Origin of the sequence: Ruminococcus flavefaciens MA2007 (assembly GCF_000621845.1) — a bacterium.
In the GTDB taxonomy this organism is placed as follows: Bacteria; Bacillota; Clostridia; order Oscillospirales; family Ruminococcaceae; genus Ruminococcus; species Ruminococcus flavefaciens_E.
The window spans coordinates 339,138-365,973 of sequence record NZ_JHXF01000001.1; the positions used below are offsets into that span (position 1 = coordinate 339,138).

Here is a 26,836-nt window from a genome sequence, read left to right on the forward strand (position 1 = left end):
CGACAGAGGGGCTGGGGCGGTTAGCCTGGGGCAGCGCCCCGAAGTTACAAAGCGCTTCGCAAGAGAGGGCGTCCCTTAACGGGCGTATAATATCCGCTATTATAAAAAAACTCCGCTGTGAAGCGGAGTTTTTCTATTTTACTATATCATGTATCAAAGCTTTTGCAGGAGTTATTTTTTATATTCTTCGTACAGCTTATCCAGCCTTTCGGAAATCTTTTCGGGCTCGGTGCAGCGGTAGCTGCGGCCTGTCTCCTGATTGGTGTAGATGCCCGGATTGTTGATACCAAACATTTTGTAAACCGAGTTCTGATTTATCATGTAGAGCTTTATATTAACCCCGTCTTCGTCATATTGAGAATAGATCTCATCGTAGAGCTCGCTTTCATCGGCATATTCCTTGAATTCCATTTCTTCCCATTCAAGTCCCTCGAATACTTCACGGAGTTTTGCCGTTGGTATTTTACGTCCGCTTTCTGTATAAGGATAATCGGTGCCGAGTAGATTGACTTCTGCTATATCTCCGCTGAGACAGATATCAAGCTCCCTGTTGATGAGCTCGTTAGTGTTGAGCGAAGTCATCTTGCTGTTCATCGCCTTTGTATCGGAGATAAGCTTGTCAATGCCGTCGATATGGTACACATCAGGCATAGATGACGGCGTTCCGTTTTTATCGGAGTATATCGCCAAGCCGCCCGAGTATATGAACAAAAACAGCTCCTTATTTTTCAGGACAATGCTGTTATTATAAAATGACGTTTCGGCAAATGCAGATGAATTTATAGCATTGGTGTAAAGCTCGGGCTTCCATTTACAGTTCTCCAGCAGTGACTGCAATTGCTTCATCTGTTCTTTATCGAGGGTATAAACATTGCACTTATTATCAAAAGTGCATTTAAGCAAAGTGCCGTCCATATCTGCGACATCCACAGGACAGGGTATATCGTCCAAACCTGCGAGTATGTTTTTGATGTCGCTGTAAACGATAGGATTGAAATTGTAGGCTCTTTCTGTTATCTCGTTTGTGGAGTTTATCATCTTTTTATTGAAGGCTTCGCCGGTGGAGTAAAAGTCTACTCTGCAATCGTAAGCGTCGTCCTTGATAAAGAGAGAAATAGGCTCTTCGTTGGCAGGTCTCTCTTTGTGATCCTCGGAAAGCATGGTATCTGACATTTCCTTCAGGCATTTGGCAAGATATTTTGCCTGATCATCGGTGACAGTTCCTGACTGACCGTTTATGGCGTATCTTGCGCCGCTGAGGTCAGCCTTTATGCCTGCAAACGTAGCCATGTGTTCTTCTTTGCCGAAAATCACCGTCTTTATTGCTTGGTACTGCTCGGACGTCATGTTGTATCCGAACTCTTTTTCGAGACCGTTGTCTACGCTGCTCATGGATACATTTATCATACCGCTTTCATACATATGCACATAGTAATAATCGCCGTTATATCCGTAATTGAATGTGATATTTTCGCCGTTTAAAGAAGCATTGATAGCAGTATAAATCTCATCTGCCTCGGAATTATCGTCGTCGTCTTTATCATCGGGGATATTTACAGTATATGTTACACTTTTGCTTTCGTTCCAGTTCACCTGAGAAAAAATCTCTATGAGCTGAGCCGCCATATCAGAAGAAGCGACAACAGGCACCTTTGAATGTATGCTGCCGTAGTTTGTTTCCTGCAAAATAAAGGTAGTGCCTTTAAGGTCTATAGAAGCAAAGGGGAACTCGAATACACTGTCGCTTTTTGTGGTTTCAGAGGTGGCTTCCTCTATCTCGGAGTCCACGCCGTACTGCTCGTCAGAGCCGAAATTATCTTTCAGGCGCATATAACCGCCGCCGCCCACAGTTCCGATAACAGCGATAACAGCCGCTGCTGCCAGATACTTTTTGAAGCCCTTGTTCTCAATGACCTCCACGTGGTTTTCCACTTCCTGATAGCCGTCGTCGTCAAACTCTGCCTTTGACAGCTTCTCCTCCATTTTTGCGCAGAAATCCGAGCTCAGACGGATATCGTTCAGAGCGTTTTTATAATCTTTACTTGACATAGATCTCCCTCCTCCTCAAGTTCTGCTTTTAGTTTTTCCCGTCCTCGTCTGAGCAGCGAACCCACGGTGTTCTCGTTTTTATTCAGCATAGAAGCTATCTCCTTAATGGAATAGCCCTCATAGTAATGCAGGAAAATGACCTCTCCGTATTTTTTCGGCAGAGCCGCTATCTGCTGTCTCAGCTCACGGCTTCCTGTATCCATTTCGCATATGGCTTCGGAATGTTCAAGGTCGTCAATGGAGCAGGTCCTGCTGAAGCGGAAGCTTCTGCGGAAATTCTTGCATTTATTTATGGCAGCACGGAGAAGCCACGCTTTTAGGTGTTCGTCGTCGTTAAAGGTTTGGGGATTAGTGTGAAGTGAAAGAAAAACGTCCTGAACGATGTCCTCTGCCTCGGCGTAGCTGCCGCTGAAAGCGAAAGCAGCGCGCAGAACGGTGTTTCCGTATTTTTTGAAAGCATACAATGCTGTATTTTCGGTATTCATTGCTGTGACCTCCTTTCACATATAACACACATGGGAGAGACGGAATTGTGCAGGGATAAAAATTTTTCTTTGAAAAATTTTTAGTTGTAATCTTGTAGGGGACGCCGCCCTCGGCGTCCCGCAAATTATATGTTGCTCCAAATGACCTTAAATCCAATGTAGGGGCGGATATTATCCGCCCGAGCCGTTAGATATTAGAACTAAGAATGTAGGGGCTGGCGTCCTCGACAGCCCGTCGATATAATTGTAACTCACGGGACGCCTCCCTCGGCGTCCCCTACAAATTCATTTCTGTTTAAGCAGGATTTCCGCGATAGCTATATCCTCGGGAGTAGTTATCTTGATATTGGTATAATCTCCCACGGTCATAGCCACCTTGCCGCCGATAGCTTCTACGAGCTGGCAGTCGTCGGTGAAGTCCAGACCGTGCTCAAGGGCGAAATCAATTCCCTCGAAATAAAGCTTTCTCTTGAATATCTGCGGAGTCTGAGTGATATAGAGGTACTTCCTCGGCGGAGTATCGGTGATGAGACCGCCCTCTACGGTCTTTATAGTGTCTTTTACGGGAACTCCCAGTGTAGCGCCGCCGAAAACAGAAGCGTCCTTGATGACCTTTTCGATGTGTTCGGGCTTGACAAGGGGACGTGCTCCGTCGTGGACGGCAACAAGCTCGGTATCCTTTGATATTTTGCGGATTCCGTTGATAACGCTCTCCTGACGGGTAGAGCCGCCTGTGGTGCACTCTTTGAGCTTGGTGATTCCTGCGGCTTCTGCCTCAGCCTTGATAGCAGGGATATCGTCCTCACGGGCAACTATGACTATCTCGCTGACGCTTTCGCAAGCCTGAAAAGCCTGCATGGTAACGCCTATTACCTTTCGCTCGCCCAGCGGCAGCAGTATCTTGTTTACTCCGCCCATTCTGGTGGAGTTTCCTGCGCAAACTATTACAACTGATGTTTTCATGTTATTTCTCCTTTATTTAAACTGATTAATCGGGACGCGGCTCTGTGGGAGCTGTTCTTATGCGTATTTTCGGCAGCTTCTCCAGCGTACAGTAATAATTGTACAGCCCGTCGGGGAGCGACAGGTCGTTCTCGCCGCTGACAGGAGGAGCAAATATCCTCAGCTCCATATCTGTGGGAGCGTTTATCCTTTTGCCGAAAAATGCAGGCATAAGGTCTATTATCTTAGCCTCTGGAGACTTGTAGAACCACTGTCCGTTCACTTCTATCATAAGGTTTGAATCGTCCTCGAAGTGAAGCTCGCAGAAGTGGGGCTCGCCGTCGAAATGCAGGGGTATGGCAATACCCTCTGCGTCTTCGGAGCTTCCCCAGCGCAGCTTCACAGGCAGGGTGATTTCTTCTCCCTTGACCATAGTCGGCATAAAACGGGGACGGTGTATTATCTCCCTGTAAACGTCCATGACGGGCTGTGGAACGCCTGTATCGCGGTGGTTTACGTCCTGTATCTCCAGACCGAGCCTGCCGCGGTCACGGAACTGATAAAAGGTCACTCCCGACAGCCAGTCGGCGTTTTCGGCTTCTATCATGTCGTAGAATCGCTGTATATCCTCAGCCTGTCCGTATGCTCCCGACACATCGCCGTCGGAGTTAAGCTCCGACACCAGCATGGGCTTGGGAACGCCGCCGTTGAGGTACATAAAGCGCTCGTAGCTTCGCTTTATCATCTCGAAAATGTCCTTTACGGAGGTGCGCTGATGAGAGTTTCCGCCCCTTTCGGCTATATCAAAGGGGAATCCCCAGTGGAGGGATATGTACTTATCCACCGACCAGATATCGGTCTCGCGGACAGCCTGTGCGAACTCCTTTTCCTTTACCATTTCCTCGACGTTCAGGTCCTCGACTCCGCCGATGCAGAGGATAGTCAGCACATTGGGAGCGTGCTCCTTTATGATGTGTATGGCGCGGCAGTAGAAGTCCGCTACCTGCTGATAGGTAGCACGCTTGTTGAACTCGAACCAGTTTCCGGTGGCTTCGTGATTGATACGCAGGAAGAGTCTGCCGAACGGGCGCAGGTCATCGCCGATAGCGGCGAGGTGCTCGTCGGAGACAAAGGGATCAATGGTAAGGGTAAGGATAACGTCCTGACCGTGTCGGCGGATATCGCGCATTGAGGTGAAGGGCTCGCTGTCGGTATTGCCGCCCGGACCGCCAAGGTACGGGAAATAGTCATCGTATGGGTAGTCCCACTGGAAACGAGCCTTTCTCATGTTGGGAACTTCCGAGATACGGGCAGGGAACTCCTTGTCCAGCGGATAGTAGCAGTACATGAGACTGACAGCGCGGTGCGGTCTGCCCAGCCTGCGGAGAATGTAGTCCTGAGGGACGTACTCGCCGCGCTCACTGCCGTCGCCGATATCCGCGGCGCACCGAGCCTTATTCAGTTTTACGGAGAATATCTTGTCCATTGTATCCCTCCCGAGTATTTATTTGCAGGGGCTGCCTTTGGCAGTCCGCATAATGCTTTGTAAAGTTGAGAGTTAAAAGTTAATGAGTTCGCTTCGCTCACATTATTGAAATTATATCGCCGCAGGCGATACCACAACTGTCAACTCTAAACTCTCAACTCTCAACTAAAACAATTATAATATACCGCCGAAAAGATGTCAACATAAACCGTCCTGCATTACACTTGAATTTTTTCGCGGAAAGTGGTATAATCATACTTTGAAAGGAGAGCTGTTTATGCTTGCTAATTATCATACCCATACCGAACGCTGCGGACACGCAAGAGGCACAGACAGGGAGTTCGTGGAAAGCGCTATCGAGGGCGGCTTTCAGGTGCTTGGCTTTGCGGACCACTGCCCGTGGGTATTTGAGGACGGATATGTTTCACATATAAGAATGACTCCTGCGGAGGTAGACGGCTATTTTGCGTCCCTTACCGCGCTGAAAAAGGAGTACGCCGACGATATCCGCATTTATATCGGTTTTGAGGCGGAGTTCATACCGCAGCTCATAGAGGCGCAGGATAAGCTTCTTGCGGACTATCCGCTGGACTATATGATAATGGGACAGCACTTCAACAAGCCAGAGAACTGCGGCGAGTACATGGGCGTGCCAACGAGCGACGAGGGACTTCTCAGGGAGTACGTTGACCGTATCATCGAGGGTATGGATTCGGGAAGATACCGCTATCTTGCGCACCCCGACCTGCTGGATTTCACAGGCAGCAAGCAGGCATACGAGGAGCATTATACGCGGCTCTGCGAGTATCTCAAAGCAAAGGATATCCCCGTTGAGATAAATATGCTTGGCATGATGAACAACAAGCACTACCCGACGGAGCGCTTTTTCCGTATCGCGCAGAAGGTAGGCAACAAGGCTATAATCGGCTGTGATGCCCACGTCCCCGAGTTTCTGAAGGACTCGTCTGTAATGAAATTAGGCAAAGCCTTTGCGGACTTGATGAAGCTGGAGCTGGTGGAGTCGCTGAGCGGTCTGGATTAATGTTTAGAGTTATATTTTTTAAGCAGTTAAGAGTTTAGAGTGGAGAGTTGAGAGTTAATGTGTTCGCTTCGCTCACGTTATTTAAATATTGTCGCCAACGGCGACTCCATAACTTTCAACTCTCAACTCTCAATTCTCAACTTTGAATGAATTTATATAAATCAGGAGATAACATAAATGAGTATTTTTGATGTGTTCGACAGGATTTCCGCAAATTCTAATGCGGCAAGAGGTAAAATAGAATATGTAATAGCAGGTCTTGGCAATCCGGGGCTTGAATACGAGAACACCCGACACAATGCAGGCTTCATGGTGCTGGATATGCTGGCGGAGCAGCTGGGCGAGAAGATAGACCGCCTTAAATTCAAGGGCAAGACTGCCGAGGTCACTATCGAGGGCAAGCGCTGCCTGCTGCTGAAGCCCACCACCTACATGAACAACAGCGGCGAAGCTATCGTGCAGGCGCTGGAGTTCTACAAGATAGAAGCTGACCACCTTATAGTCGTATGCGACGATATCTCGCTGGACTGCGGAAAGCTCCGCATACGCCGCAAGGGCAGCCACGGCGGACACAACGGTCTCCGCAGCATATGCGAGCTGACGGGCAGGGACGACTTCCCGCGCATAAAAATGGGCGTTGGCAAGAAGCCCCACCCCGACTATGACCTTGCAAAGTGGGTTCTGGGCAAGTTCGGCAAGGAGGACTCGGAGAAAATGGCTGAGTCCGCGAAAAACGCCTGCGAGTGCATAAAGCTCATGGTTCAGGACAAGACCGACGAAGCCATGAACAAGTACAATTCCTAACGGAGAAACAAATGGAACTTTTCAGACAAATATTCAGCGAGCTTGCAGGCTTCAAGAGCCTGCGGGAGGCTGTTGACAAAAACATCTCACCTGTCTCCGTGACAGGTCTTTCCCATATACACAGGGCGCAGCTCATTTACGCTCTCGGGGACAGGGGAAAGATAGACATTGTAATAACGGGCACGGAAGCCGAAGCGAAAAAGCTCTGCGACGACATCAACATGATGGCAGGCTGCGAGGAAGCAGTGCTGTTCCCGTCAAAGGAACTGGTTTTCACTCCCGTTGACAGCACAAACCACGAATACGAACATATGCGTATAGCCGCCCTCATAAAGGCGGCTAAAAGTCGTTGCAGCGTTATCTGCGCGAGCATTGAGGCTGTCATGCAGCCCGTTATCCCTGTGGGAGTCCTCATTGCCGCAGGTATCGAGCTTACGCAGGGACAGGAGGTCAACCTCACAGAGCTTGCAGTGACACTTGCAAAGTGCGGATATCAGCGCTGCGAAAAGGTGGAGGGAGCTTCCCAGTTCTCAATTCGCGGCTCTATCCTTGACATCTTCCCCGTGCAGGCTGACAAGCCTGTCCGTATCGAGCTCTGGGGCGACGAGATAGACAGCATATCCGAGTTTGAGACCGATACCCAGCGCCGCACGGACTCCCTTGACAAGGTGGAGATTTACCCCTCGGGAGAAGTCCTCTACGACAACGAGGAGCTTGCCGACAAGATAGAGGAGCTCTGCAAAAAGGTACGCGGCAAGCGCATGGACGCAGTCCGCGAGCATCTGGGCGCAGACGTTCACAGGCTGAGGGCAGGGGAGATACTGGCTCACAGCGTCAAGTATTACCCACTTGTATACGGCGAGCCCTCCACGGTTTTCGACTATATCGACGGAGCTGTGCTTTTCAGCGATTATTCCGACATTATGGACAACGCCGCAGGCATACTCACCCGTCACAATGAAGACGTAAAGATACTCATGGAGGACGGTCAGCTCTGCAAGGGACTTGACGGCTACGTGCTGGAGCTCCCCGAGGTACAGCACCGCGCCGAGAAGCGCGTCTGCCTGTACATGAGCAGCTTCATGCAGGGCGGCGAGCGTATCGACTTCCGCAGACTGGTAAGCTTCGAGGCAATGCAGACTGCACCGTGGAGCGGCGAGATGAAGCAGCTCATCGAAGACCTTGAGGAATACAAGCGCCGCGGCTACCGCATGATACTTGCGGCAGGCAGCGACAAGACGCTCCCTATCATACAGCAGGATATCACCGAAAAGGGCATACCCTGCGACCTTGCCGAGCATAACATCGAGCCTGCCGAGGGCAGAGTTGTGCTCATGTCGGGCAGCTTCGGCGGCGGCTTCGAGTATCCCGAGAACAAGACAGTTCTCATCACGCAGGGACGCTCTATGGACGCAGTCCGCAGAAAGCGCCGCAAAAAGAAGAACAAAGCCGAGGAGATACGCTCCCTTGCGGATATCAGCGAGGGCGACCTCATAGTTCATTCGGGACACGGCATCGGACGATTCATCGGTATCCGCAAGCTTGAAATGGACGGCGTCACCAAGGACTACATCACCATACAGTACGCAGGCACGGATAAGCTCTATATCCCCGTAACACAGCTCGATATGGTGTCAAAATACATCGGTCCAAGGGACGACAGCGGCGTGAAGCTGAACAAGCTCAGCTCGGGCGAATGGCAGAAGACCAGAAGTAACGTAAAACGCGCCGTCAAGGACATGGCTCACGAGCTCATTGCCCTCTATGCAAAGCGCGAAAAGAGCGTGGGCTTCGCATTCTATCCCGACGACGAGATACAGCGCGATTTCGAGGAGCGTTTCCCATACGTTGAGACCGACGACCAGCTCACATCTATCGCCGAGATAAAGGCTGACATGGAGCGCCCCCGTCCTATGGAGAGACTGCTCTGCGGCGACGTAGGCTTCGGCAAGACCGAGGTAGCCCTCAGAGCCGCCATGAAGTGCGTCCTCTCGGGCAAGCAGTGCGCTATCCTTGCGCCTACAACTGTGCTCGCCTATCAGCACTACCAGACGGCGCTCCGCCGTTTCGAGCACTTCCCCGTGCAGATAGAGCTCCTCAGCCGTTACCGCTCCCCGAAACAGCAGGAGGAGATAATCAAGAAGCTGAAACAGGGGCGTATCGACCTTATCATCGGTACTCACAAGATAATCCAGAAGTCCGTAGTTTTCAAGGACTTGGGACTTGCCATAATCGACGAGGAGCAGCGCTTCGGCGTTGCCCACAAGGAGAAGTTCAAGGAGAGCTTTACGGGTGTGGACGTTCTCATGCTCTCCGCAACGCCTATCCCGAGAACCCTTAACATGGCTATGAGCGGCATACGCGATATGTCGGTAATTGAGGAGCCTCCCCAGGACAGATACCCTGTTCAGACCTACGTTATCGAGTACAACATGGGCACGGTAGTCCAAGCTATCGTCAGGGAGCTCCGCCGCGGCGGACAGGTCTACTATATCCACAACCGCGTGGAGACTATCCGCGGCTGTGCTTCGCGTTTGCAGGAAATGCTGCCCGAAGCCCGTATCGCAGTTGCACACGGACAGATGAGCGAGGACGAGATGTCCGACATATGGGAGCAGCTTGTTGAGCACGAGATAGATATCCTTGTCTGCACCACTATCATCGAAACAGGCGTTGACGTACCCAACGTCAATACCCTTATCATCGAAGATTCCGACCGCTTCGGACTTTCCCAGCTGTATCAGCTCCGCGGACGTGTGGGACGTTCAAACCGCCGCGGCTATGCGTATTTCACCTATCAGCGCGATAAGGTGCTGACGGAGATAGCCACCAAGCGACTGAACGCCATGAGGGAGTTTACCCAGTTCGGCAGCGGCTTCAGGATAGCCCTCCGCGACCTTGAGATTAGAGGCGCAGGAAGCATACTGGGCGGCAGACAGCACGGACACATGGAAGCTGTTGGATACGATATGTACTTACAGCTCCTCTCCGAAGCCATAGCCGAGGAAAAGGGCATACAGCCCGAAAAGGTTCCCGAGTGCCTTGTGGATATCCAGATAGACGCGCATATCCCCGAAAAGTATATTTCAAGCCTTAATCAGCGAATAGATATGTACCGCAAGATAATGCTAGTCAACGAGGACAGCGACAAGACCGACCTCATCGACGAGCTCATAGACCGTTACGGCGAGCCGCCGAAGTCCGTTGTGGGACTTATCGACGTGTCGCTGCTGAGGAACAAGGCAGCACACCTCGGAATCACCGAGATATCCCAGAAAAACGGCGCTATGTACTTCTATACCGAGTACCTTGTGCCTGACCAGATAGTAGCGCTCCAGCAGGCGTACAAGGGCAGGATAGCCTTTAACGGAGCAGGAAAGTCCTATGTGTCGGTGAAGATATCGCCGAAGGTGCGCCCATTTGACATGATGCGCGACACCGTGGAGATAATCTACCAGAACCGCGAAACTAATGCATAATTCGTAATGCATAATGCATAATTAAAGGCGAACCGCATGGTTCGCCTTTTTTGTAGGGGCGCACAGTGTGCGCCCGTCGGGATATGCGGCAAATTTATTCGGGCGAGTGGAACTCGTCTCTGCAAGCTAATGGCTAAAGGCTAAGGACTCGGACGCGCAACGCGCGTCCTTACGTGAAAACCGCGTGAAAATCATAAAAATTAACAGAAAAGACTTTACTTGAATGACCATTTGTGCTACAATGTTGGTGTAAACAAAAAAGGAGCGAGAGCTCCGTAAGATATAAAAAGGAGTGACATTATGAACTATAAAAGCTTTATCGCAGGCGCTATGGCTTTTGCTCTGGCGGCTTGCGCGGCAGGCTGCGGAGAGAAAAAGGAGTCCGACAGCAAGCCTGACAGCAATAAAGAGACTACAGCAGCTCCCACAGAAGCGACTACCGAAGAGGTCACAGAAGAAGAGCCTCCGAAGCCTGTAGAGGCTACAGATCCCAATACAGTTACCTTTGACGACGGAGTTTTCGACTTTGCATTTGCAAAGGGCGATGACGATGACTGCGCAAAGGGCGAGCTTTCCGTTGTGGAGCTCATGGGCAATAAAATGCTGAAATTCACCGATGACAATACCGTTCCTCTCAAAGGAAAGGTCCAGAAAATAGGCATCAGCGCAACAAAGCTTCTCGGAAATGAGGGCGCAGCAAAGGTCCGCAGCATTGAGTTCGATGTATACGCTCAGGCTACAGCCGACCACCTCAAGACCGACGACGCTGACGGAGTAAGAGCTCCGGGCTGGCTCGGCGGCGGCGGCGGTACAGTTACCGCACAGGAAAAGTGGTACGACTTCAAGGAATTCAGCGGCGGCGAGTACAACTTCGAGACCTCGGGCAACGTCCATGCGGTATTCAAGTTCCTTCTTGCCGACAGCGGACAGTGCTGGAGCGAGGATATGGAGGACGCAAACTTCCTTATCATGCGCTGGGGCGTAGCAAACGAGTCCGACCTGTACATTGATAATATCGTGTTCTACGACGAGGACGGCAAGTCCATACCGCTTCTTGATCAGAAGTCCAAAAAGGAACAGCTTGAAGACGCTGCAAAGGAGAAGGCTTCCGAGGCAAAGGCTCAGTTCGACGAGGCAGTTGAGAATGCAAAGGCTGACGCTGAAAAGACCAAGGAAGAAATGAAAGCCGAAGCTGAAAAGACCAAGGAAGAAATGAAGGACGAGTACGAAAAGGCACTTTCCGATATGAAGTCTGACTTTGAAAAGGCAAAGAGCGAGATAGCTAACTCCGAGGAATATGAAAAGGTAAAGGCAAAGATAGACGAAGCCGAGGCAAAGCTTAAAGAGGACACCGAAAAGGCGAAATCAGCTATTGAAGAAGCTTCCAAGGCCATCGAAGAAGCAAAGAAAAAATGACATGAAAAAGCTCCCGATTTTCGGGAGCTTTTTTGCAGCGTGACGCTGCACCCTTGCCACGTTGTCGCTTGTTTCACGCGCTCACTTTTATAAAGAGTGTTTATTGTACAGCGCTTACGGAGCCAAAAGAAGCAAGGCGTCCTGCAAGAAAGGACGCCTTTTGAATGTATTTTTATAATTCAGTCAAAATAAAAAATATCCTCAAACTTCTTATCAAGAGCAATGCAGAGTATCAGTGCCAGCTTAGCCGTGGGGCTGAACTGTCCTGTCTCTATGGAGCTTATGGTATTACGGGAAACACCCACCATTTTTGCAAGCTCGTCCTGCGAGAGTCTTTGCTCCTTGCGTATCTCTTTCAGGCGGTTTCGGAGTATAAGTGAATCGTCTATCATTGAACCACCGCCTTACGGTTTGATATTGAAAAGCTCGCATATTCCGATGAAAGCGGGGATAAGAAAGGTTAAGCCCGAGACTGTTGCCAATAAAATATCCGAGGCTTTTTTGCTTTTTATTGCTCTGTAAAGCCACATTGAGAACGACATACAGAATTCCACAGCGATAATACCATAATTAACACGCTGTGTAGCGATCAGGGACAGCATAGTCCATAATGCCGTGAAAGCCATACTGATTATCAGAGCGAATCTTGCAGCGCTTTTGAAATGGTCTATCTCTGCGATGTCGCGGTTCTTGTTTTCCAGTCTGCTTTTAGCGAGAATTTCTTCTTTATTCATGAAATCACCTCATTATAGAACAGATTTTTCAGTAAAGTCAATAATGGCAAGTATCAGAACTATTATCGTGCAAAATCCCCATAATATAGCGGCAGGACGCATTTTTTCATTGCCCAGCCTGAATGCTTTGTAACCGCACATCATGCAGTTCATAAATGCGAGCATTGCCCATAAGCTGTTATTGTTATGACCTGTTATTACCGCTTCAAGAAGGAAAAGCACTCCCGAAAAGATCGCAGAAGTTATAATTGCAAATTTGGCGGCGCTTTTTCCGTTTTCCAGTTCGGCGATATCGCGGTTTTTGTTTTCCTGTCTGCTTTTAGCGAGTATTTCTTCTTTATTCATAAATGTTACCTCCCATATCATGCAAAGTTTTGTTGACGATTTTTGACAAGTATACTTGGTAATTGTATTATAGCACTGCCAAGTGTACTTGTCAAGACCTTGCAAAGCGAACTTGTCGTTTTCGTGATTTTTACCAATCGGGCGGTCCTCGAATAGTTGCATATGCACAAAAAGCCCTTAGCCTGTAGGGGCGGCGGAACGCCGCCCGCAGGTCTTGCAGCGGCTATAAATGACCATATGTAGGGGCTGGCGTCCCCGACAGCCCGTGATAGGCGTATAATCCATGTCGGGAGCCCGAGGGCGGGCTCCCCTACATATCATACTATAAAAATGAAAAGGCACCGTAATTTTACGGTGCCTTAATTCTTAGCTCTTAGTTCTTAGTTCTGTTAGCCCATAACTACCTTTATCTCATTAACATCGGCAAGCTTATCAGCAGGAACATAGTTGCCTGCAAGCTTCTCGCCGTTGAGAGTGAGCTCCTTAACGCCGCTCTGAACGTGTGCGGAGTTGTCGATAGTGATGTTGAGCTTCTTGCCGCGGAAGTTCTTCTCAATTTTGAAGCCGTCCCACTTAGCAGGGATAGACGGAGCGATAGCAAGTCCGTTAAGGTCGGGACGCATACCGCAGATACCCTCAACACAGCCTACCATTACTGTAGAAGCTGTACCTGTGAGCCAGTGAACGTGTGAACGTCCCTCGTAAGGAGAAGCCTTCGACTCGGTGAACTGACCGTGTACATATGGCTCCATAACGCGAATTTCAGCCTTGTCGTTCATAGCGGCAGGTGAGCTTTCAAGGAAATACTCGAATGCGCGGTCACCGTGACCGAGGAGAGCCTCTGCAAGTATCAGCCAGCCCTGTGACTGTGAGAAGATACCGCCGTTTTCCTTTGTATCGAGGTTGAACACCTGCATGAGAGCGCCCTTGAAGTGGTGATACTTGTAAGGAGGATCAAGGAGCTTTGCTCCGTAAGGTGTATTGAGTATATCGTGAACGCTGTTCATAGCCTTTTCAGCCTGCTCGTCGGAAGCAAAGCGTGAGATTACGCTCCAGCTCTGAGGATTGAGCCACATATTAGCCTCGGGATCCTTCTTGGCACCGACGATAACGCCGTTGTCGCGGATACCGCGGATAAATCTGTCCTCGTCCCAGCACTTTCCGAGAGCGTCGCCCAGCTTCTTCTGAACGCCGTCGAGGTATGCGATGTATTCTGTATCGTTCTTGTCCTTAGCCATGTCGCGCATAACGTTCATAGCGTAGTAGAGCTGGAATGCCACGAATGTGGACTCGCCCTGTGCGCCGAGGCGGAGACAGTCGTTCCAGTCAGCGTGGAGACCTGCGGGCATATCGTGACTGCCGAGACGCTCCATAGAGAAGCGGATAGCGTTCTTGAGGTGCTCGTAAACGGTAGCCTTTCCGCCGCCCTCTTCTGCGTATGTGATAACTTCGTCGAGGAAGCCCTTGTTGCCGCTCTCGCCGAGGTACTTTACGATAGTGGGGAAGAGCCAGAGAGCGTCGTCAGCACGGTAAGAGGGGTGACCTGTTTCCTTAGCGTAAACGCTGTGCTCGTCGTTCTCGTCGGGACAGGTCTCGTGACCTGCGTTGTGGTCGAACTTAACAAGTGGGAGACCGCCGCCGTTGCTTACCTGAGCGGAGAGCATGAAGCGTATCTTCTCAGCTGCCATTTCGGGATCAAGGTGAATGATACCCTGAATATCCTGTACAGTATCGCGGTAGCCGTAGCCGTTTCTGAGACCGCAGTATACGAATGAAGCTGCTCTTGACCAGATGAATGTGATGAAGCACTGGTAAGCGTTCCATACGTTTATCATGTTGTTGAACTCGTCTGACGGAGTCTCTACCTTGAAGTTTGAGAGCTGACCGTGCCAGTAGTCCTTGAGCTGCTTAACTTCAGCGTCTACCTTGCCTGCTGCCTTGTATTCGTCGAGGATAGCAGCAGCCTCGGGGTCCTTGCGCTCGCCGAGTACGAAGATGAATTCCTTTGTCTCGCCTGGAGCAAGAGTGATATCGCTCTGGAGAGCGCCGCAGGAGTTGGAGTTATAGTTCATAACGCCGCTGCACTTGCCGTTCTCGACAGCGATAGGATTCGAGAAAGTTCTGTAAGGTCCGATGAAGTCGCTGAGACTTCCGCAGCAGCCTGTAACGGGCTGACCTACCATGCCGAAGAATCTCTCCTGACCGTTGTAGCCGTTCTCGTCGAAGCCTGTGTTCTCGTTCATGTGCTGGATAATGCGGTTGCCGCCCTCAAAGCTTGTGCGAGTGATGAACAGTGTATACTGGAGGTTTACCTGATCCTGCTCGTAGTTAGGCTCGTTGGTGAACTCGATAAAGCCGAATACAGAGAGCTTTCTCTCCTTTGAGGAGTTGTTTGTTATCTTAGCTCTCCATACTTCGTATGTCTTTCCGTAGGGAACGTAGTATGTAGTTTCGGACTTGATATCAGCATATTCAGCTGAAATAACAGTATAAGCAGTACCGTGGCGGCATTCGCTCTTGTACTTGTCAAGGGGCTTGCCTACAGGCTGCCATGAAGCCGACCAGTAATCGGCTGTGTCGTTGTCTCTTATATAGATGTAACGTCCGGGGAGCGCCATATCCGAATTGAAGCGGAAGCGTGAAAGACGTCCGTTAGCGCCTGACTTAACGAAGCTGTAGCCTGCTGCGTTATTGGATATCATAGCGCCGTACTCGGGGTCTCCGAGGTAGTTAGCCCATGGCGCGGGAGTCGCTGGGTTAGTGATGACATATTCCTTATTTTCAAGGTCAAAGTGTCCAAACTGCATAAAACATTTCTCCTTCTCATTCTGCCCTTGGACAGTGCTTGCCTCGGGCATAAAATATCATTCTAAGTATACCATGTAATGCAAAATTTGACAAGGGGGTGATGATGAACAAATTATGAACATCAGTCATAAAAGTGCAGTTTTTTACTACAAATTGTAATAAAGTGTTATAGATTTGCTTATAGTTGATATATTCGTGACAGAGGCTTATACATTTCGTTTTAGGGAGAGCCCTGTGCAAGCTGTGAATCGGAGAGTGCAAGGTATGCATAGCGTATTGATTTTTGTCAGCTTCTCAATTATAATAAAATCACAGGGAATAGCTATTACCACTGATTACATATATTCTTTTGCTAAGGGCATTTGAGGATATTTTCCCCGCCTTCGGCGGGGAAAATATAAAAAAATAGGAACAGGGAGGCGATGTGAGCAAATGAAGATAAGATTGCTGGTAAGCGACGAACACTACGATTCCATAGCGGCTGAGCTCATAAAAAAGGGCATAGACATAGACGACAGTGCGGAGCTGATACTCTCCGAGAGCAACGTCACCGTGTCGCACCTTATAGCGCGGCGCAATGAGGAGATATACAGGCTCGAAACAAAGGATATATCCCACATCGAGAGCTTTGCCCATGATATAGTGGCATACTGCGGAGAGGACGAGTACAAGCTGTCCGAGCCGCTGAAACGTCTCGAGGAGATACTCGACTCAAAGGAGTTTATCCGCGTGAGCAATTCGGTGATAGTGTCCGTATCGCACATAAAGAGCATACGTCCCGCGCTGTCGCAGAAATTCCTGCTGACCATGAAAAACGGCGCAAAGGTTGACGTGACAAGGACGTATTACTACATATTCAAGGAATTCTTAGGTATATAAGGAGGGATAGATATGGCAGCAGGAATAAGTATTGCAAGTCTCTTTCTGCCGATAGCTGCTGTTGTGATTATAGTAGCCGCTGCATTTGCGGTTTATAAAGCGATATATAAACGCAGGATAAACAAGCGGCTTGCAGAGGGCAGAGAAGCAGATATAAAACCCATGATGTCGCCTTTTAAGTTCATTATCGTCACTTTGCTGGGTGCTGTGGGCGGAATGATATTGATATGGCTGATAATAATAATAGTGTTCAGCGCGAGAATGAACAGTCAGAAGAAAGACATGGCAGTATATCCGAGCTTGAGTTTTTACAGAGATGAGATGCTTGAGGATTCGCTGTTTGCAGGGTATAAATTCGGCGATGAGATAAAGGGTTATAACAGGGTATCAAAGCAGTTCGGTGATGTAAAGCTCGAAGTATACATCATAAAAAACAGCTATGATATGTTCCCGACTGTCCTTGTCGCTTCGGACTATGTCGGCGATAAAGAAACTGTTACATTCTGCGAAGGGGTTAAATACAGCTTTTACAGTGAGAAATGGGGGAACGATGTATGCCCCGATTCTCTGACCGCGATAGATGTAGGCGGCTATAAGGGCGAATTTACATTGGAGCATAATGTGTATTACACGGACGATGCTGAGAAATTGATAAATGAACCTCCCGATGAGAGTTACAGGCTTGATTTCAAGATACATGAGTCGGGCTCCATATCTTGTCCGCAGCTGGGATTTACGGTAGACAGCTGGGACTGAGGAACAAAGGAAATAAACATACAGCAGGCGGCACTTGCCGCCTGTTTGCTTTAGCACACAGAAGTGACAAATGTCATTATTTTAGTGACAAATGTCACTGCGAAAGTGACAAATGTCATCTATACAAACGCAAAAAAATGAGTATAATAAAAGCATAGGGTTGCGCGACACCTAAAACAAATCTTTATCCAAACAAAATCCAAACAAATCCAAACAAAAACAGACAATATCACACAGGCATAATTTTATTTTACGAATCAGTATTTTTTAAATTTAAATTAAGGAGAAATTATTATGAAGGTCAATTTTAAAAGAATGATAACAGCATTAGCAGCAGCCGCAATGTGCGCAGTACCAATGACAAGTGCAATGTCCGCAGGCGCAGAATACGCAGAGCTTTCAAAAATGCAGACACTTCAGGGAGTACAGCTTTCTGATGTGATGGAAGTTAATACAGCCAAAGCAGCTCAGGGGGTACAGCTTGCTGCTTCAATGGAAACGGCAAAGGTCAATATCAAGAACAAGTTAGAGTTTCAGGGCGACTCCGATGTGATAAAAGCGTTGCAGAACGACAAGGAATACATGAATATAATGGAAAACACCTCTTTCAAGACATTAGCAGAGAATGAGGGTGAATGGTGCGGAAACGGAATCAGATACAAGTTCCGTAAAGAGCGCCGTCATGTAATTATTATTATCATTGTTATCGGCCCGATAATTGTTTGGCCAAGACCTCATGTAGATCCTCCGAGGGATTACATGGTAAGAGGCTTAAAGAATGAACAGGCTGCGCTGGAAATGGCAGATAAAAGAGCTGCTTTGAAGATGGCAGATGTAAAGCCTGCTTTAGTAGAAAAGGCTGCTTCTGTTAAGTTAAGCAGAGCCTGATCTGTTTACGGCAAATAAGCACTTTTATATATAGGGACAAAAAGGGATTTAATAAATTAATATATACGATGACCGCCTCTGGGGTATGGGACACATACTTCGGGGGCAGTTTTTTCGGGAACTGAGATTTGACACAAAGAATATTTACTGCTATAATCAATATAAATTCAGTGAAAGGAGAATCACGATGTTCATACCCGAAATACCGAATAACAGCCTTACCGAGAAAATAACCGCAATAGCCGAACTGAGCCGCGAGCTTGAAGATTCCTGCGATTTTGAGTATTCTGCTCCGAATACCGAGGAGGAGATATTGGCGTGGGAGACCGAAAACGACATAAAGATACCCGAAGCATTAAAGGACTGGCTGAGATTTTCGGGATATTCAGATATCTGCAATGAGCTTGCTGTCATAAGAGGAGTGGGCGGCTTTGAGGTCGGCTGTGAATTAGTTCCCGAGGACATGGTCATAATCGGCGAGGTCATAGGCGACGGAGAGTTCATAGGCTTTTCTTCCGTGACAGGAAAGATACTGCGTGAGGATCACGGTGATATCACCGAATACGGTTCATTTTCGGAGTTTCTTGACCGCTTTGTTATACGTATGCTGAGAAAAAGCTGAAAAACTTGGGATTTTTTTGAAAAAAATTCCGAAAAACACTTGATTTTTGCGAAAAACCGTGGTATAATACTTTATGATGATAGTAAACCCAAAGACCGGAACCCTTCCGGTCTTTAGTATTTATATTGGGACTATTACATTACAGAGAAAGGAGAAACCCGAAATATCGGGAAAAACTGCCTATGAAATTCAAAAAATTCGGCGGTACGGAACAAAAGGTATACGACCTTATCAAGCCCATTACCGACGAGCTGGGCTACTACCTCTGGGACGTCTGCTACGAAAAGGAAGGCGCTATGTGGTATCTCCGCGTGTTCATCGATCAGGACGAGGGCATAACCATTGCGGACTGTGAACGCGCCAACGCTCCTATCAGCGATATTCTCGACGAAAAGGATCTTATCGCTCAGAGCTATATGCTTGAAGTAGGCTCGGCAGGTCTGGAACGCGAGCTTGTCAAGGAGGAGCACTTCGAGGTCTGTCAGGGCGACACCGTAAGAGTGCATTTCATCAGAGCTGTTGACGGCGAAAAGGAAATAGTCGCACAGCTTGCAGGGGCTGACAAGGAGGGCGTCACCGTCATACTTGAAAGCGGAGAGGAAAAGAAGTTCCCTCTGGCAGATATAGCTTTCGTAAAGCTTTATCTGGATTTCTGAAAAATAACAATATTTGCTTAAAACCAAAATAAAATATATTGGAGGAATTTACAGACATGAACATGAATAAGGACTTTTTCAGAGCGCTTGAAGCTCTCGGTGAAGAAAACAGCGTAGAGACCGAGCTTCTCATCGAAAAGGTTAAATCGGCTATGCTCAAGGCGGCAAGAAGAGCTTACCCACACAGCGAGGAGAGAATTTCCGTTGAGATCGATCCCAAGACAAAGAAGTTCGAGATGTATATCAGACAGGACATCATCGACGATGAGCCTATCGACGAGAACGAGGTAAACATCGACGTTGCAAGAACTATGGATCCCAACGCTATGGTGGGCGGCACTATCATGAAGGAGCTGGATATCTCCAAGCTTGGCAGAATGGCAGCCCTCTCCGCAAAGCAGTCCATCAAGGGCGACCTGCGTGAGATAAACCGCGAGCAGATGCTCAGCAAGTTCGAGCAGAAGGAGCACGAGTGCATAACTGCCAAGGTATCACAGGTAGAGCCCGGCAGAGGTACAGTTACCGTTGTATACGACGGAACAGAGCTCTATCTCTTCCGCAACGAGCAGATACCCGGCGAGAACCTTGAAGAGGGCAAGTCCGTCAAGGTATACATCACAGGCATCATCGGCAAGAACAAGAAGCCTGTAGTAAAGATATCACGTACACACAAGGACCTCGTAAAGAGGCTCTTTGAGCAGGAAGTTCCCGAGATATACGACGGCACAGTTGAAGTAAAGTCCATATCCCGTGAAGCAGGCTCAAGAACCAAGATAGCCGTATGGTCAAAGGACGAGAACGTAGACGCAGTAGGCGCTTGTATCGGACCTAAGCGTTCAAGGATCACCGCAGTAGTGAACGAGCTCAGCGGCGAGAAGATAGACATTATCCCATGGAGCGAAGTCCCCGAGGAATTCATCGCAAGAGCGCTTGCTCCTGCCGAGGTATTAAAGACAGTCATCACCTCTATGGAGGAAAAAGCCTGCACAGTCATCGTTCCCAACAATCAGCTCTCACTTGCTATCGGCAACAAGGGACAGAACGCAAAGCTTGCAGCAAAGCTGACAGGCTTCAAGATAGACATCAAGCCCCAGTTCGACAACATAACAGGCGAAGAAGCTCCCGAGATGAGCCCCGACTTTGTAGCTCCCGTATTTGAAGCAGCTCCTCCTGTTGAGGAAGAGGCTGAGGAGACAGCTCCTGCCGAGGAAACAGCCGAGGCAGCAGCAGAGGAAGAAGCTCCTGCAAACGAGGAATAATTATGAAGCCTAAGAAAATACCCATGAGAATGTGTCTCGGCTGTAACGAGATGAAGCCTAAAATGGAGCTTATCCGCGTGGTAAAGTCTCCCGAGGGCGATATAAGCCTTGACTTCAAGGGCAAGGCAGCAGGCAGAGGAGCGTATATCTGCCGCAGCCGCGAGTGTCTCGACAAAGCCAGAAAGGCAAGACGCTTTGAGAAGTCATTCTCATGCAAGATAGAGGACAGCGTTTACGAGGTGATGATGAATGAGCTCGGAGAGCAGCCGCAGGATAATTAATCTGCTGGGTATCTGTATAAGAGCAGGAAAGACCGTAAAGGGCTTTGACAGCTCGGTTGAAGCCGCAAAGAACGGCACAGCTCAGTGCCTGCTCACAGCCTCTGACGCTTCTCCAAAGACCGTCAAGGAGGTCCGCTTCTACTGTGAGAAATACTCGGTGAAGCACCTTGAAGCAGACATAAGCAAATCCGATATTGGAAAGCTCTGCGGCAAGGAGACCGCCGTCATAGCAGTGACGGATAAGGGCTTTACAGACGGCTTTGAAAAGATAATATCCGACATATCGCAGTAATGCGTTTATATAGATACGGATCATAATTTCGCCGTGACACGCACGGCATAGTACAATGGAGGTAAATAAAGCCTATGGCAAAAAAGATAAAGCTTAGCGACGCAGCAAAGGATATCAACGTCCCTGCACAGGAATTAATTGATTTTTTCACTGAAAAGGGAGATAATAAAAAGAAAACAGGCTCTTCACTTACAGAGGAGGAGATGAACTCTGTTCTTGAGCATTACATGAAGAACCGCTATTCGGTAGATTCACTGAACGATTACTTCAACTCAAAGAACGATCCACGTCCCGTAAAGGAAGAAGCTCCCAAGGCTGAGAAGAAGCCTGCTGCAAAGAAGTCCGAGCCCAAGAGCGAGGAGAAGAAAGCAGCAGCTCCTGCCGAGAAAAAGGAAAAGGCAGCTCCCAAGAAGGAAGAAAAGCCTGCAAAGGCAGCAGCTCACGAGAAAAAGGAAGAGCCGAAGCAGGAGGCTCCTGCAAAGAAAGCAGAGCCCGAGAAGAAGCAGGAGACAGCTCCTGTCAAGGAAGCTCCAAAGGCTGAGGCAAAGCCCGAGCCAAAGGCAGAGCCTGTAAAGGCTGCCGAGCCCGAGAAGAAGCAGGAAACAGCTCCCGTCAAGGAAGCTCCAAAGGCTGAGACAAAGCCCGAAGCAAAGACTCCTGCACCAACTCCCGAAAAGAAGAGCGACAAGAAGAAGGACAAGAAAAAGACAGAGCCTGCAAAGGCGCAGGACAGAGGCGAGAGAACCAAGTTCAACGCTACATTCAGCTCTGAGACAGCTCAGACCTCAACTCAGCGCCGCACTGTCGATACAAGAGGAAGCTACGTTGACCTCGACAAGTACAACGAGAGATACGACCAGATGGCAGCCTCCAACAAGCACAAGAACGACAACTACTCTTCCAAGAAGCAGAAGATAAACCAGAAGTCCGCACAGAGAACACGTCAGCAGTTCTCCAAGAAGGAGTCCGAGGCTGAGAAGCTGAAGAGACTGGAGCTTGAAAGAGCAAGAAAGCAGCAGCTCAAGGTACTTATCCCCGACAGCATTACTGTAGGCGAGCTTGCAACACGACTCAAGGCTACAGCTACAGAGGTCATCAAGCAGCTGATGAAGCTGGGCGTAATGGCTTCTATCAATCAGGAGATAGACTTTGATACCGCAGCTATCGTTGCAGACGAAATGGGCGCAAAGGTTGAAAAGGAAGTCATCGTAACTATCGAGGAGCGCCTTATCGACGATACCGATGACGACGATACAAATCTCCAGCCCCGCTGCCCTGTTGTAGTTGTAATGGGACACGTTGACCACGGTAAGACATCTATCCTTGACCGTATCAGAAACGCTCACGTTGCAGCAGGCGAAGCAGGCGGAATCACACAGCATATCGGTGCTTATCAGGTAAACGTAAACGGACAGGACATCACATTCCTTGATACCCCCGGACATGAGGCATTCACATCAATGCGTGCAAGAGGTGCGAATATCACCGATATCGCTATCCTTGTTGTTGCCGCAGACGACGGTATCATGCCCCAGACAGTTGAGTCGATCAACCATGCCAAGGCAGCAGGCGTATCCATTATCGTTGCTATCAACAAAATGGATAAGGAGGGCGCAAACCCTGACCGTGTAAAGGAAGAGCTGACAAAGTACGACCTCGTATGCGAGGACTGGGGCGGCGACGTTATCTGCGTACCCGTATCAGCAAAGACAGGCGAGGGCATCGACGAGCTTCTCGAAAACGTACTTCTCGTTGCAGAGGTCAAGGAGCTCAAGGCTAATCCCGACAGACTTGCAAAGGGTACTGTTATCGAAGCACGTCTCGACAAGGGCAGAGGACCTATCGCAACACTTCTCGTACAGAACGGTACACTCAGACAGGGCGACGTTATCATCGCAGGCACCGCTGTAGGACGTGTACGTGTAATGACCAACCACAAGGGCAGAACTGTAAAGGCAGCAGGACCTTCCGTACCTGTTGAGGTAACAGGTCTTGCCGAAGTTCCAAGCGCAGGCGATATCTTCAACGCAGTTGAGGACGAGAGACTTGCCCGTGAGCTCGTTGAGCAGAGAAAGCACGAGCAGAAGCAGGAGCAGTTCAACGCATACCGCAAGGTAACACTTGACAACCTCTTCAGCCAGATAGCAGAGGGCGAGATAAAGGAGCTTCCTATCGTAGTAAAGGCTGACGTACAGGGCTCGGTCGAGGCTGTAAAGCAGTCCCTTGAAAAGCTCTCCAACAACGAGGTAAGAGTAAGAGTTATCCACGGTGCAGTCGGCGCCGTTAAGGAGAGCGACGTAATGCTCGCAAGCGCTTCAAACGCTATCATCGTAGGCTTCAACGTAAGACCTGATCCCGTTGCAGCCGAGAATGCAGCCCGTGACGGCGTAGATATCAGACTCTACCGTATCATTTATGACGCAATCGAGGAGATATCCACAGCTATGAAGGGTATGCTCGCTCCCAAGTACCGCGATGTCGAGCAGGGACGTGTTGAAGTGCGTCAGGTATACAAGATATCCAACGTTGGTATGGTAGCAGGAAGCTACGTACTCAGCGGCAAGGTAACAAGAGGCAGCAAGGTAAGAGTTGTCCGCGACGGTATCATCATCGCAGATGACGAGATAGCAGGACTCAAGCGTTTCAAGGACGACGCAAAGGAAGTGGCCGAGGGCTACGAGTGCGGTATCAGCCTTGAAAAGTTCAGCGATGTCAAGGAAGGTGATATCTTCGAGACATACATCGTTGAGGAGTACCGAGAGGACTGATGAACGAAAATTTCCGATAATGATAAGGGGGAATTTCTAATGGATAACAGCAGAATGAGTACTGCGGATATGCTGCAGTACTGCAATGAAGCACTGGCATGGGACGACTTTGGACCTATAGATATTTTCTTCTTTGAATCTGTAAAGAAGATTCTTCTCGGTCAGTGCAGCGCTATAGAAGCGCCCGAGCCGTATACAGACGACTTAATGGGCATAGAGCGCCCCGTCCGCGACGTGGAGCTTGAGCCCGAGTACGGCAACTATGCCGATATCTACTACGGCGAGGAAGGGGACGACGATATCCCCGACTACAGCTTAACGGCTGAGGACGAGGCTTTTTCTGCGGAGATCTTCGGGGGTGGCTTCTTTACGGAGCACGAAGGCGCAGACGAGGGCGAGTCAGCTGAAAATGCTGAAGAGCCAAAGGCTGAGGAGACTGCTCAGGAGACTGAGGCAGCTGCCGAAAAGCCCGAGGAAAAGACAGAAAAGAAGACAAACACCAAAAAGACAGCCGAGAAGAAAACTGCGGCAAAGAAGCCTGCCAAAAAGGCTTCCAAAAAGACCGCAAAGGCTGCCGATCCAGACAAGCATGAGGAAACAACAGGGGGAGGCTTTACAGTCAAACTCTGACCGCAGAAAGGAACAAAATGCCTAATTTCAAGAACAGCCGCATGGCTGAAGATATAAAGCGTGAGATGACGGCGATCCTCCGCGAGCTGAAGGATCCGAGAATAGACAAGATGCTCACCATCGTCCGTGCAGACCTTTCGGGCGATATGTCAAGCTGTAAGATATACGTATCCAGCTTTGAGGGCATCGAAAGAGCAAACGAGTCCGTTCAGGGACTAAAAAGCGCCGCAGGCTTTGTCAAGCGGGAGCTTTTTCACAGACTAAAAATGCGCAAAGCGCCTGAGCTAACGTTTATAGCCGACAATTCAATAGAGAGAAGTGCGGAGATAAGCAAAAAGCTCCATGACCTACTGTAAGGAGTGCTTCATATGTATATAGGCTTCAGTGAGGCTGAGCTCTTTCTCAGAAACTGCGAGGACGCAGTTATATTGACTCACCGCAATCCCGACGGCGATTGCATAGGCGCAGGCTTCGGCTTGAAGGATATCCTTGCACAGCTCGGTATCCGCAGCAGAGTCGTGTGCCACGACGTTTTTCCGTCACGCTACAGTTTCCTCACAGATGAGGGAGCGGGGGAAGATTTTGAACCAAAGACCGTTATAGCGGTGGACATCGCCGATACCACCCTTATGGGCGATTATAAGGACATTTACGGCGACAAGGTACAGCTCTGTATCGACCACCACATCTCAAACAAGAATTTCGCGGAGAGAACACTGCTCCGCGGCGACGCTACAGCTGCCTGCGAGATAATCTACGAGCTTGCGCAGTACATGGGCGTCAAGATAACAAAACACTGCGCAATGTGCCTTTATACGGGCATTGCTACCGATTCTGGCTGCTTCAAGTACGGCTGCACCACTCCACGCGCTCACGAGATAGCCGCAGAGATGATGCGCAGCTACGATATCAACTTCGCAAGGATAAACCGCTATATGTTCGACGTAAAGTCAATGGGCAGACTCAAGCTCGAAGCAAAGGTCAACGAGCTCATGGAGTACTGTCTCGGCGGCAAGCTTGCTATCGCTGCGGTAACGCAGGATATGATGAAGGAAATGAACGTTTCCATGGAGGAGCTGGAGGGCTTTGCACCTCTCACTATCCAGCTGGAGGAAACAGAAGTCGGCATACTCATGCGCGAGCGCGAGGACGGAGTATACAAGTGCTCATTCCGCTCGGCTAACGATGTCAACGTATCCACTATATGCCAGTCCATCGGCGGCGGCGGTCACGCAAAGGCAGCAGGCTGCACCATAAACGGACCACTTGACGAGGCAAAGAAGCAGCTCATCGAGGCTGTCGAAAGGGCGCTCGGCTGATGAACGGTATCCTCTGCGTAAACAAGCCTCAGGACTTCACATCATTCGACGTGGTTGCGAAGCTCCGCGGCATACTGCAAATGAAACGCCTCGGTCACGGCGGCACTCTTGATCCTATGGCTATGGGAGTCCTTCCCGTATTCGTAGGCAATGCCACCAAAGCCTGTGACATCATGCCCGACAATACCAAGAGCTACCGCGCAGGCTTCCGACTGGGAGCCGTCTCCGATACGCAGGACGTGTGGGGCGAGGTGCGTGAGCGCTCGGATATGGCTGTGAGCCGTGAGGACATAGAAGCTGTTATCCCCGATTTCACGGGAAAGATAATGCAGCTTCCGCCTATGTACTCGGCTGTGCAGGTAAACGGACAGCGTCTTTACGACCTTGCAAGGCAGGGCATAGAGGTAGAGCGTCAGGCGCGTGAGATAGAGGTAGACAGCCTTGTGCTGGAAAGCTACGACAGCGTATCCCGTGAGGGAGTACTGTCCATAGCCTGCGGCAAGGGCACATATATAAGAACTATAATCAGCGATATCGGCGAAAAGCTGGGCTGCGGCGGCATAATGACCTCACTGGTCAGAACGTCGTCGGGAGGATTCTTCCTTGACGACTGCCACAGCTTTGAGGAGATACAGCGTGCAAGGGACAAGGGCAGGCTCGAAGAGCTGATACTTCCCATAGAGCGCGTATTTGAAAAGCTGCCGAAGCTGAGACTGGGCGAGGCTCAGACAAGAATGTACAGAAACGGCGTAAAGCTCGACATATCAAGGCTGCGGGACATACGCAGCGGCGCCGAGCAGTACGGAGTCTACGGCTTTGACGGAGGCTTCATCGGCACCGCATTCGCAAACTTTGAGACAGGCGAGCTCCGCGTGGGAAAGAATTTAGGGTGACGG

25 protein-coding genes are annotated in these 26,836 nt (G+C 49.5%); 17 read left to right on the plus strand and 8 right to left on the minus strand.

Annotation, left to right across the window (positions count from 1 at the left end; genetic code table 11):
- Positions 1-171 precede the first annotated feature (171 nt).
- The 4 genes from T497_RS0101585 to T497_RS0101600 form a co-directional block, all read right to left on the minus strand.
- Positions 172-2,049, minus strand: coding sequence for a hypothetical protein (locus T497_RS0101585; RefSeq protein ID WP_028514100.1), 1,878 nt, complete (start codon positions 2,047-2,049; stop codon positions 172-174).
- Complete coding sequence (locus T497_RS0101590; RefSeq protein ID WP_028514101.1) at positions 2,019-2,534, minus strand: RNA polymerase sigma factor; 516 nt, start codon at positions 2,532-2,534, stop codon at positions 2,019-2,021. Before T497_RS0101590 ends, T497_RS0101585 begins: the two co-directional genes overlap by 31 nt.
- Before the next feature lie 285 nt (positions 2,535-2,819).
- A complete protein-coding gene (gene ispD, locus T497_RS0101595) occupies positions 2,820-3,497 on the minus strand; it encodes a 2-C-methyl-D-erythritol 4-phosphate cytidylyltransferase (RefSeq protein WP_028514102.1) in 678 nt (225 codons plus the stop codon).
- A 25-nt stretch (positions 3,498-3,522) separates the two neighbouring features.
- Positions 3,523-4,962 (minus strand): hypothetical protein, encoded by a 1,440-nt coding sequence (locus tag T497_RS0101600; protein WP_028514103.1) that lies wholly within the window; start codon positions 4,960-4,962, stop codon positions 3,523-3,525.
- Positions 4,963-5,239: 277 nt separating this feature from the next.
- Between T497_RS0101600 and T497_RS0101605 the strand changes: the two genes are divergently transcribed.
- From T497_RS0101605 to T497_RS0101620, 4 genes are all read left to right on the plus strand, one after another.
- Entirely contained in the window at positions 5,240-6,004 is a 765-nt protein-coding gene (locus T497_RS0101605) for a histidinol-phosphatase (protein ID WP_037324158.1), read from the plus strand.
- 177 nt (positions 6,005-6,181) lie between these two features.
- Positions 6,182-6,808 carry an aminoacyl-tRNA hydrolase gene (pth, locus tag T497_RS0101610; RefSeq protein WP_028514105.1) on the plus strand — a complete coding sequence of 209 codons (627 nt, stop codon included), beginning with the start codon at positions 6,182-6,184 and terminating at the stop codon, positions 6,806-6,808.
- 11 nt (positions 6,809-6,819) lie between these two features.
- The gene (gene mfd / locus T497_RS0101615; protein ID WP_028514106.1) at positions 6,820-10,287 is read left to right on the plus strand and encodes a transcription-repair coupling factor; all 3,468 of its coding nucleotides are present in this window, start codon (positions 6,820-6,822) and stop codon (positions 10,285-10,287) included.
- A gap of 300 nt (positions 10,288-10,587) precedes the next feature.
- Positions 10,588-11,703 (plus strand): hypothetical protein, encoded by a 1,116-nt coding sequence (locus tag T497_RS0101620; protein WP_028514107.1) that lies wholly within the window; start codon positions 10,588-10,590, stop codon positions 11,701-11,703.
- Between the two features lie 179 nt (positions 11,704-11,882).
- On the opposite strand, the gene T497_RS0101625 is transcribed toward T497_RS0101620, so the two are convergent.
- From T497_RS0101625 to T497_RS0101640, 4 genes are all read right to left on the minus strand, one after another.
- The gene (locus T497_RS0101625) at positions 11,883-12,092 is read right to left on the minus strand and encodes a helix-turn-helix transcriptional regulator (protein ID WP_028514108.1); all 210 of its coding nucleotides are present in this window, start codon (positions 12,090-12,092) and stop codon (positions 11,883-11,885) included.
- A 15-nt stretch (positions 12,093-12,107) separates the two neighbouring features.
- Positions 12,108-12,437 carry a DUF6442 family protein gene (locus T497_RS15505; RefSeq protein WP_037324161.1) on the minus strand — a complete coding sequence of 110 codons (330 nt, stop codon included), beginning with the start codon at positions 12,435-12,437 and terminating at the stop codon, positions 12,108-12,110.
- 12 nt (positions 12,438-12,449) lie between these two features.
- Complete coding sequence (locus T497_RS0101635; RefSeq protein WP_028514109.1) at positions 12,450-12,782, minus strand: DUF6442 family protein; 333 nt, start codon at positions 12,780-12,782, stop codon at positions 12,450-12,452.
- Positions 12,783-13,171: 389 nt separating this feature from the next.
- Complete coding sequence (locus T497_RS0101640) at positions 13,172-15,589, minus strand: GH36-type glycosyl hydrolase domain-containing protein (protein ID WP_028514110.1); 2,418 nt, start codon at positions 15,587-15,589, stop codon at positions 13,172-13,174.
- Positions 15,590-16,022: 433 nt separating this feature from the next.
- On the opposite strand from T497_RS0101640, the gene T497_RS0101645 reads away from it, so the two are divergent.
- The 13 genes from T497_RS0101645 to truB all read left to right on the plus strand — a co-directional run bounded on the left by T497_RS0101645 (position 16,023) and on the right by truB (position 26,833).
- On the plus strand, positions 16,023-16,469 hold the full coding sequence (locus T497_RS0101645; RefSeq protein ID WP_028514111.1) for a LytTR family DNA-binding domain-containing protein: 447 nt from the start codon (positions 16,023-16,025) through the stop codon (positions 16,467-16,469).
- Positions 16,470-16,481: 12 nt separating this feature from the next.
- Complete coding sequence (locus T497_RS0101650) at positions 16,482-17,225, plus strand: hypothetical protein (RefSeq protein WP_028514112.1); 744 nt, start codon at positions 16,482-16,484, stop codon at positions 17,223-17,225.
- Between the two features lie 294 nt (positions 17,226-17,519).
- Positions 17,520-18,113, plus strand: coding sequence for a hypothetical protein (locus T497_RS0101655; RefSeq protein WP_028514113.1), 594 nt, complete (start codon positions 17,520-17,522; stop codon positions 18,111-18,113).
- Between the two features lie 187 nt (positions 18,114-18,300).
- Positions 18,301-18,735 carry an SMI1/KNR4 family protein gene (locus tag T497_RS0101660; protein WP_028514114.1) on the plus strand — a complete coding sequence of 145 codons (435 nt, stop codon included), beginning with the start codon at positions 18,301-18,303 and terminating at the stop codon, positions 18,733-18,735.
- A gap of 182 nt (positions 18,736-18,917) precedes the next feature.
- Positions 18,918-19,391, plus strand: coding sequence for a ribosome maturation factor RimP (rimP, locus tag T497_RS0101665; protein ID WP_028514115.1), 474 nt, complete (start codon positions 18,918-18,920; stop codon positions 19,389-19,391).
- 56 nt (positions 19,392-19,447) lie between these two features.
- Positions 19,448-20,650 carry a transcription termination factor NusA gene (nusA, locus tag T497_RS0101670; protein ID WP_028514116.1) on the plus strand — a complete coding sequence of 401 codons (1,203 nt, stop codon included), beginning with the start codon at positions 19,448-19,450 and terminating at the stop codon, positions 20,648-20,650.
- Positions 20,651-20,652: 2 nt separating this feature from the next.
- A complete protein-coding gene (gene rnpM / locus T497_RS0101675; RefSeq protein ID WP_028514117.1) occupies positions 20,653-20,931 on the plus strand; it encodes an RNase P modulator RnpM in 279 nt (92 codons plus the stop codon).
- Positions 20,900-21,223 (plus strand): L7Ae/L30e/S12e/Gadd45 family ribosomal protein, encoded by a 324-nt coding sequence (locus T497_RS0101680; protein WP_028514118.1) that lies wholly within the window; start codon positions 20,900-20,902, stop codon positions 21,221-21,223. The genes rnpM and T497_RS0101680 overlap by 32 nt, the downstream gene beginning before the upstream one ends.
- A gap of 74 nt (positions 21,224-21,297) precedes the next feature.
- Entirely contained in the window at positions 21,298-23,991 is a 2,694-nt protein-coding gene (gene infB, locus T497_RS17895; RefSeq protein ID WP_028514119.1) for a translation initiation factor IF-2, read from the plus strand.
- Between the two features lie 39 nt (positions 23,992-24,030).
- A complete protein-coding gene (locus T497_RS0101690) occupies positions 24,031-24,621 on the plus strand; it encodes a hypothetical protein (RefSeq protein WP_028514120.1) in 591 nt (196 codons plus the stop codon).
- Between the two features lie 17 nt (positions 24,622-24,638).
- Positions 24,639-24,977, plus strand: coding sequence for a 30S ribosome-binding factor RbfA (gene rbfA / locus T497_RS0101695; protein WP_028514121.1), 339 nt, complete (start codon positions 24,639-24,641; stop codon positions 24,975-24,977).
- A 12-nt stretch (positions 24,978-24,989) separates the two neighbouring features.
- Complete coding sequence (locus T497_RS0101700; RefSeq protein ID WP_028514122.1) at positions 24,990-25,940, plus strand: DHH family phosphoesterase; 951 nt, start codon at positions 24,990-24,992, stop codon at positions 25,938-25,940.
- On the plus strand, positions 25,940-26,833 hold the full coding sequence (gene truB, locus T497_RS15510; protein WP_037324167.1) for a tRNA pseudouridine(55) synthase TruB: 894 nt from the start codon (positions 25,940-25,942) through the stop codon (positions 26,831-26,833). Before T497_RS0101700 ends, truB begins: the two co-directional genes overlap by 1 nt.
- Positions 26,834-26,836 lie beyond the last annotated feature (3 nt).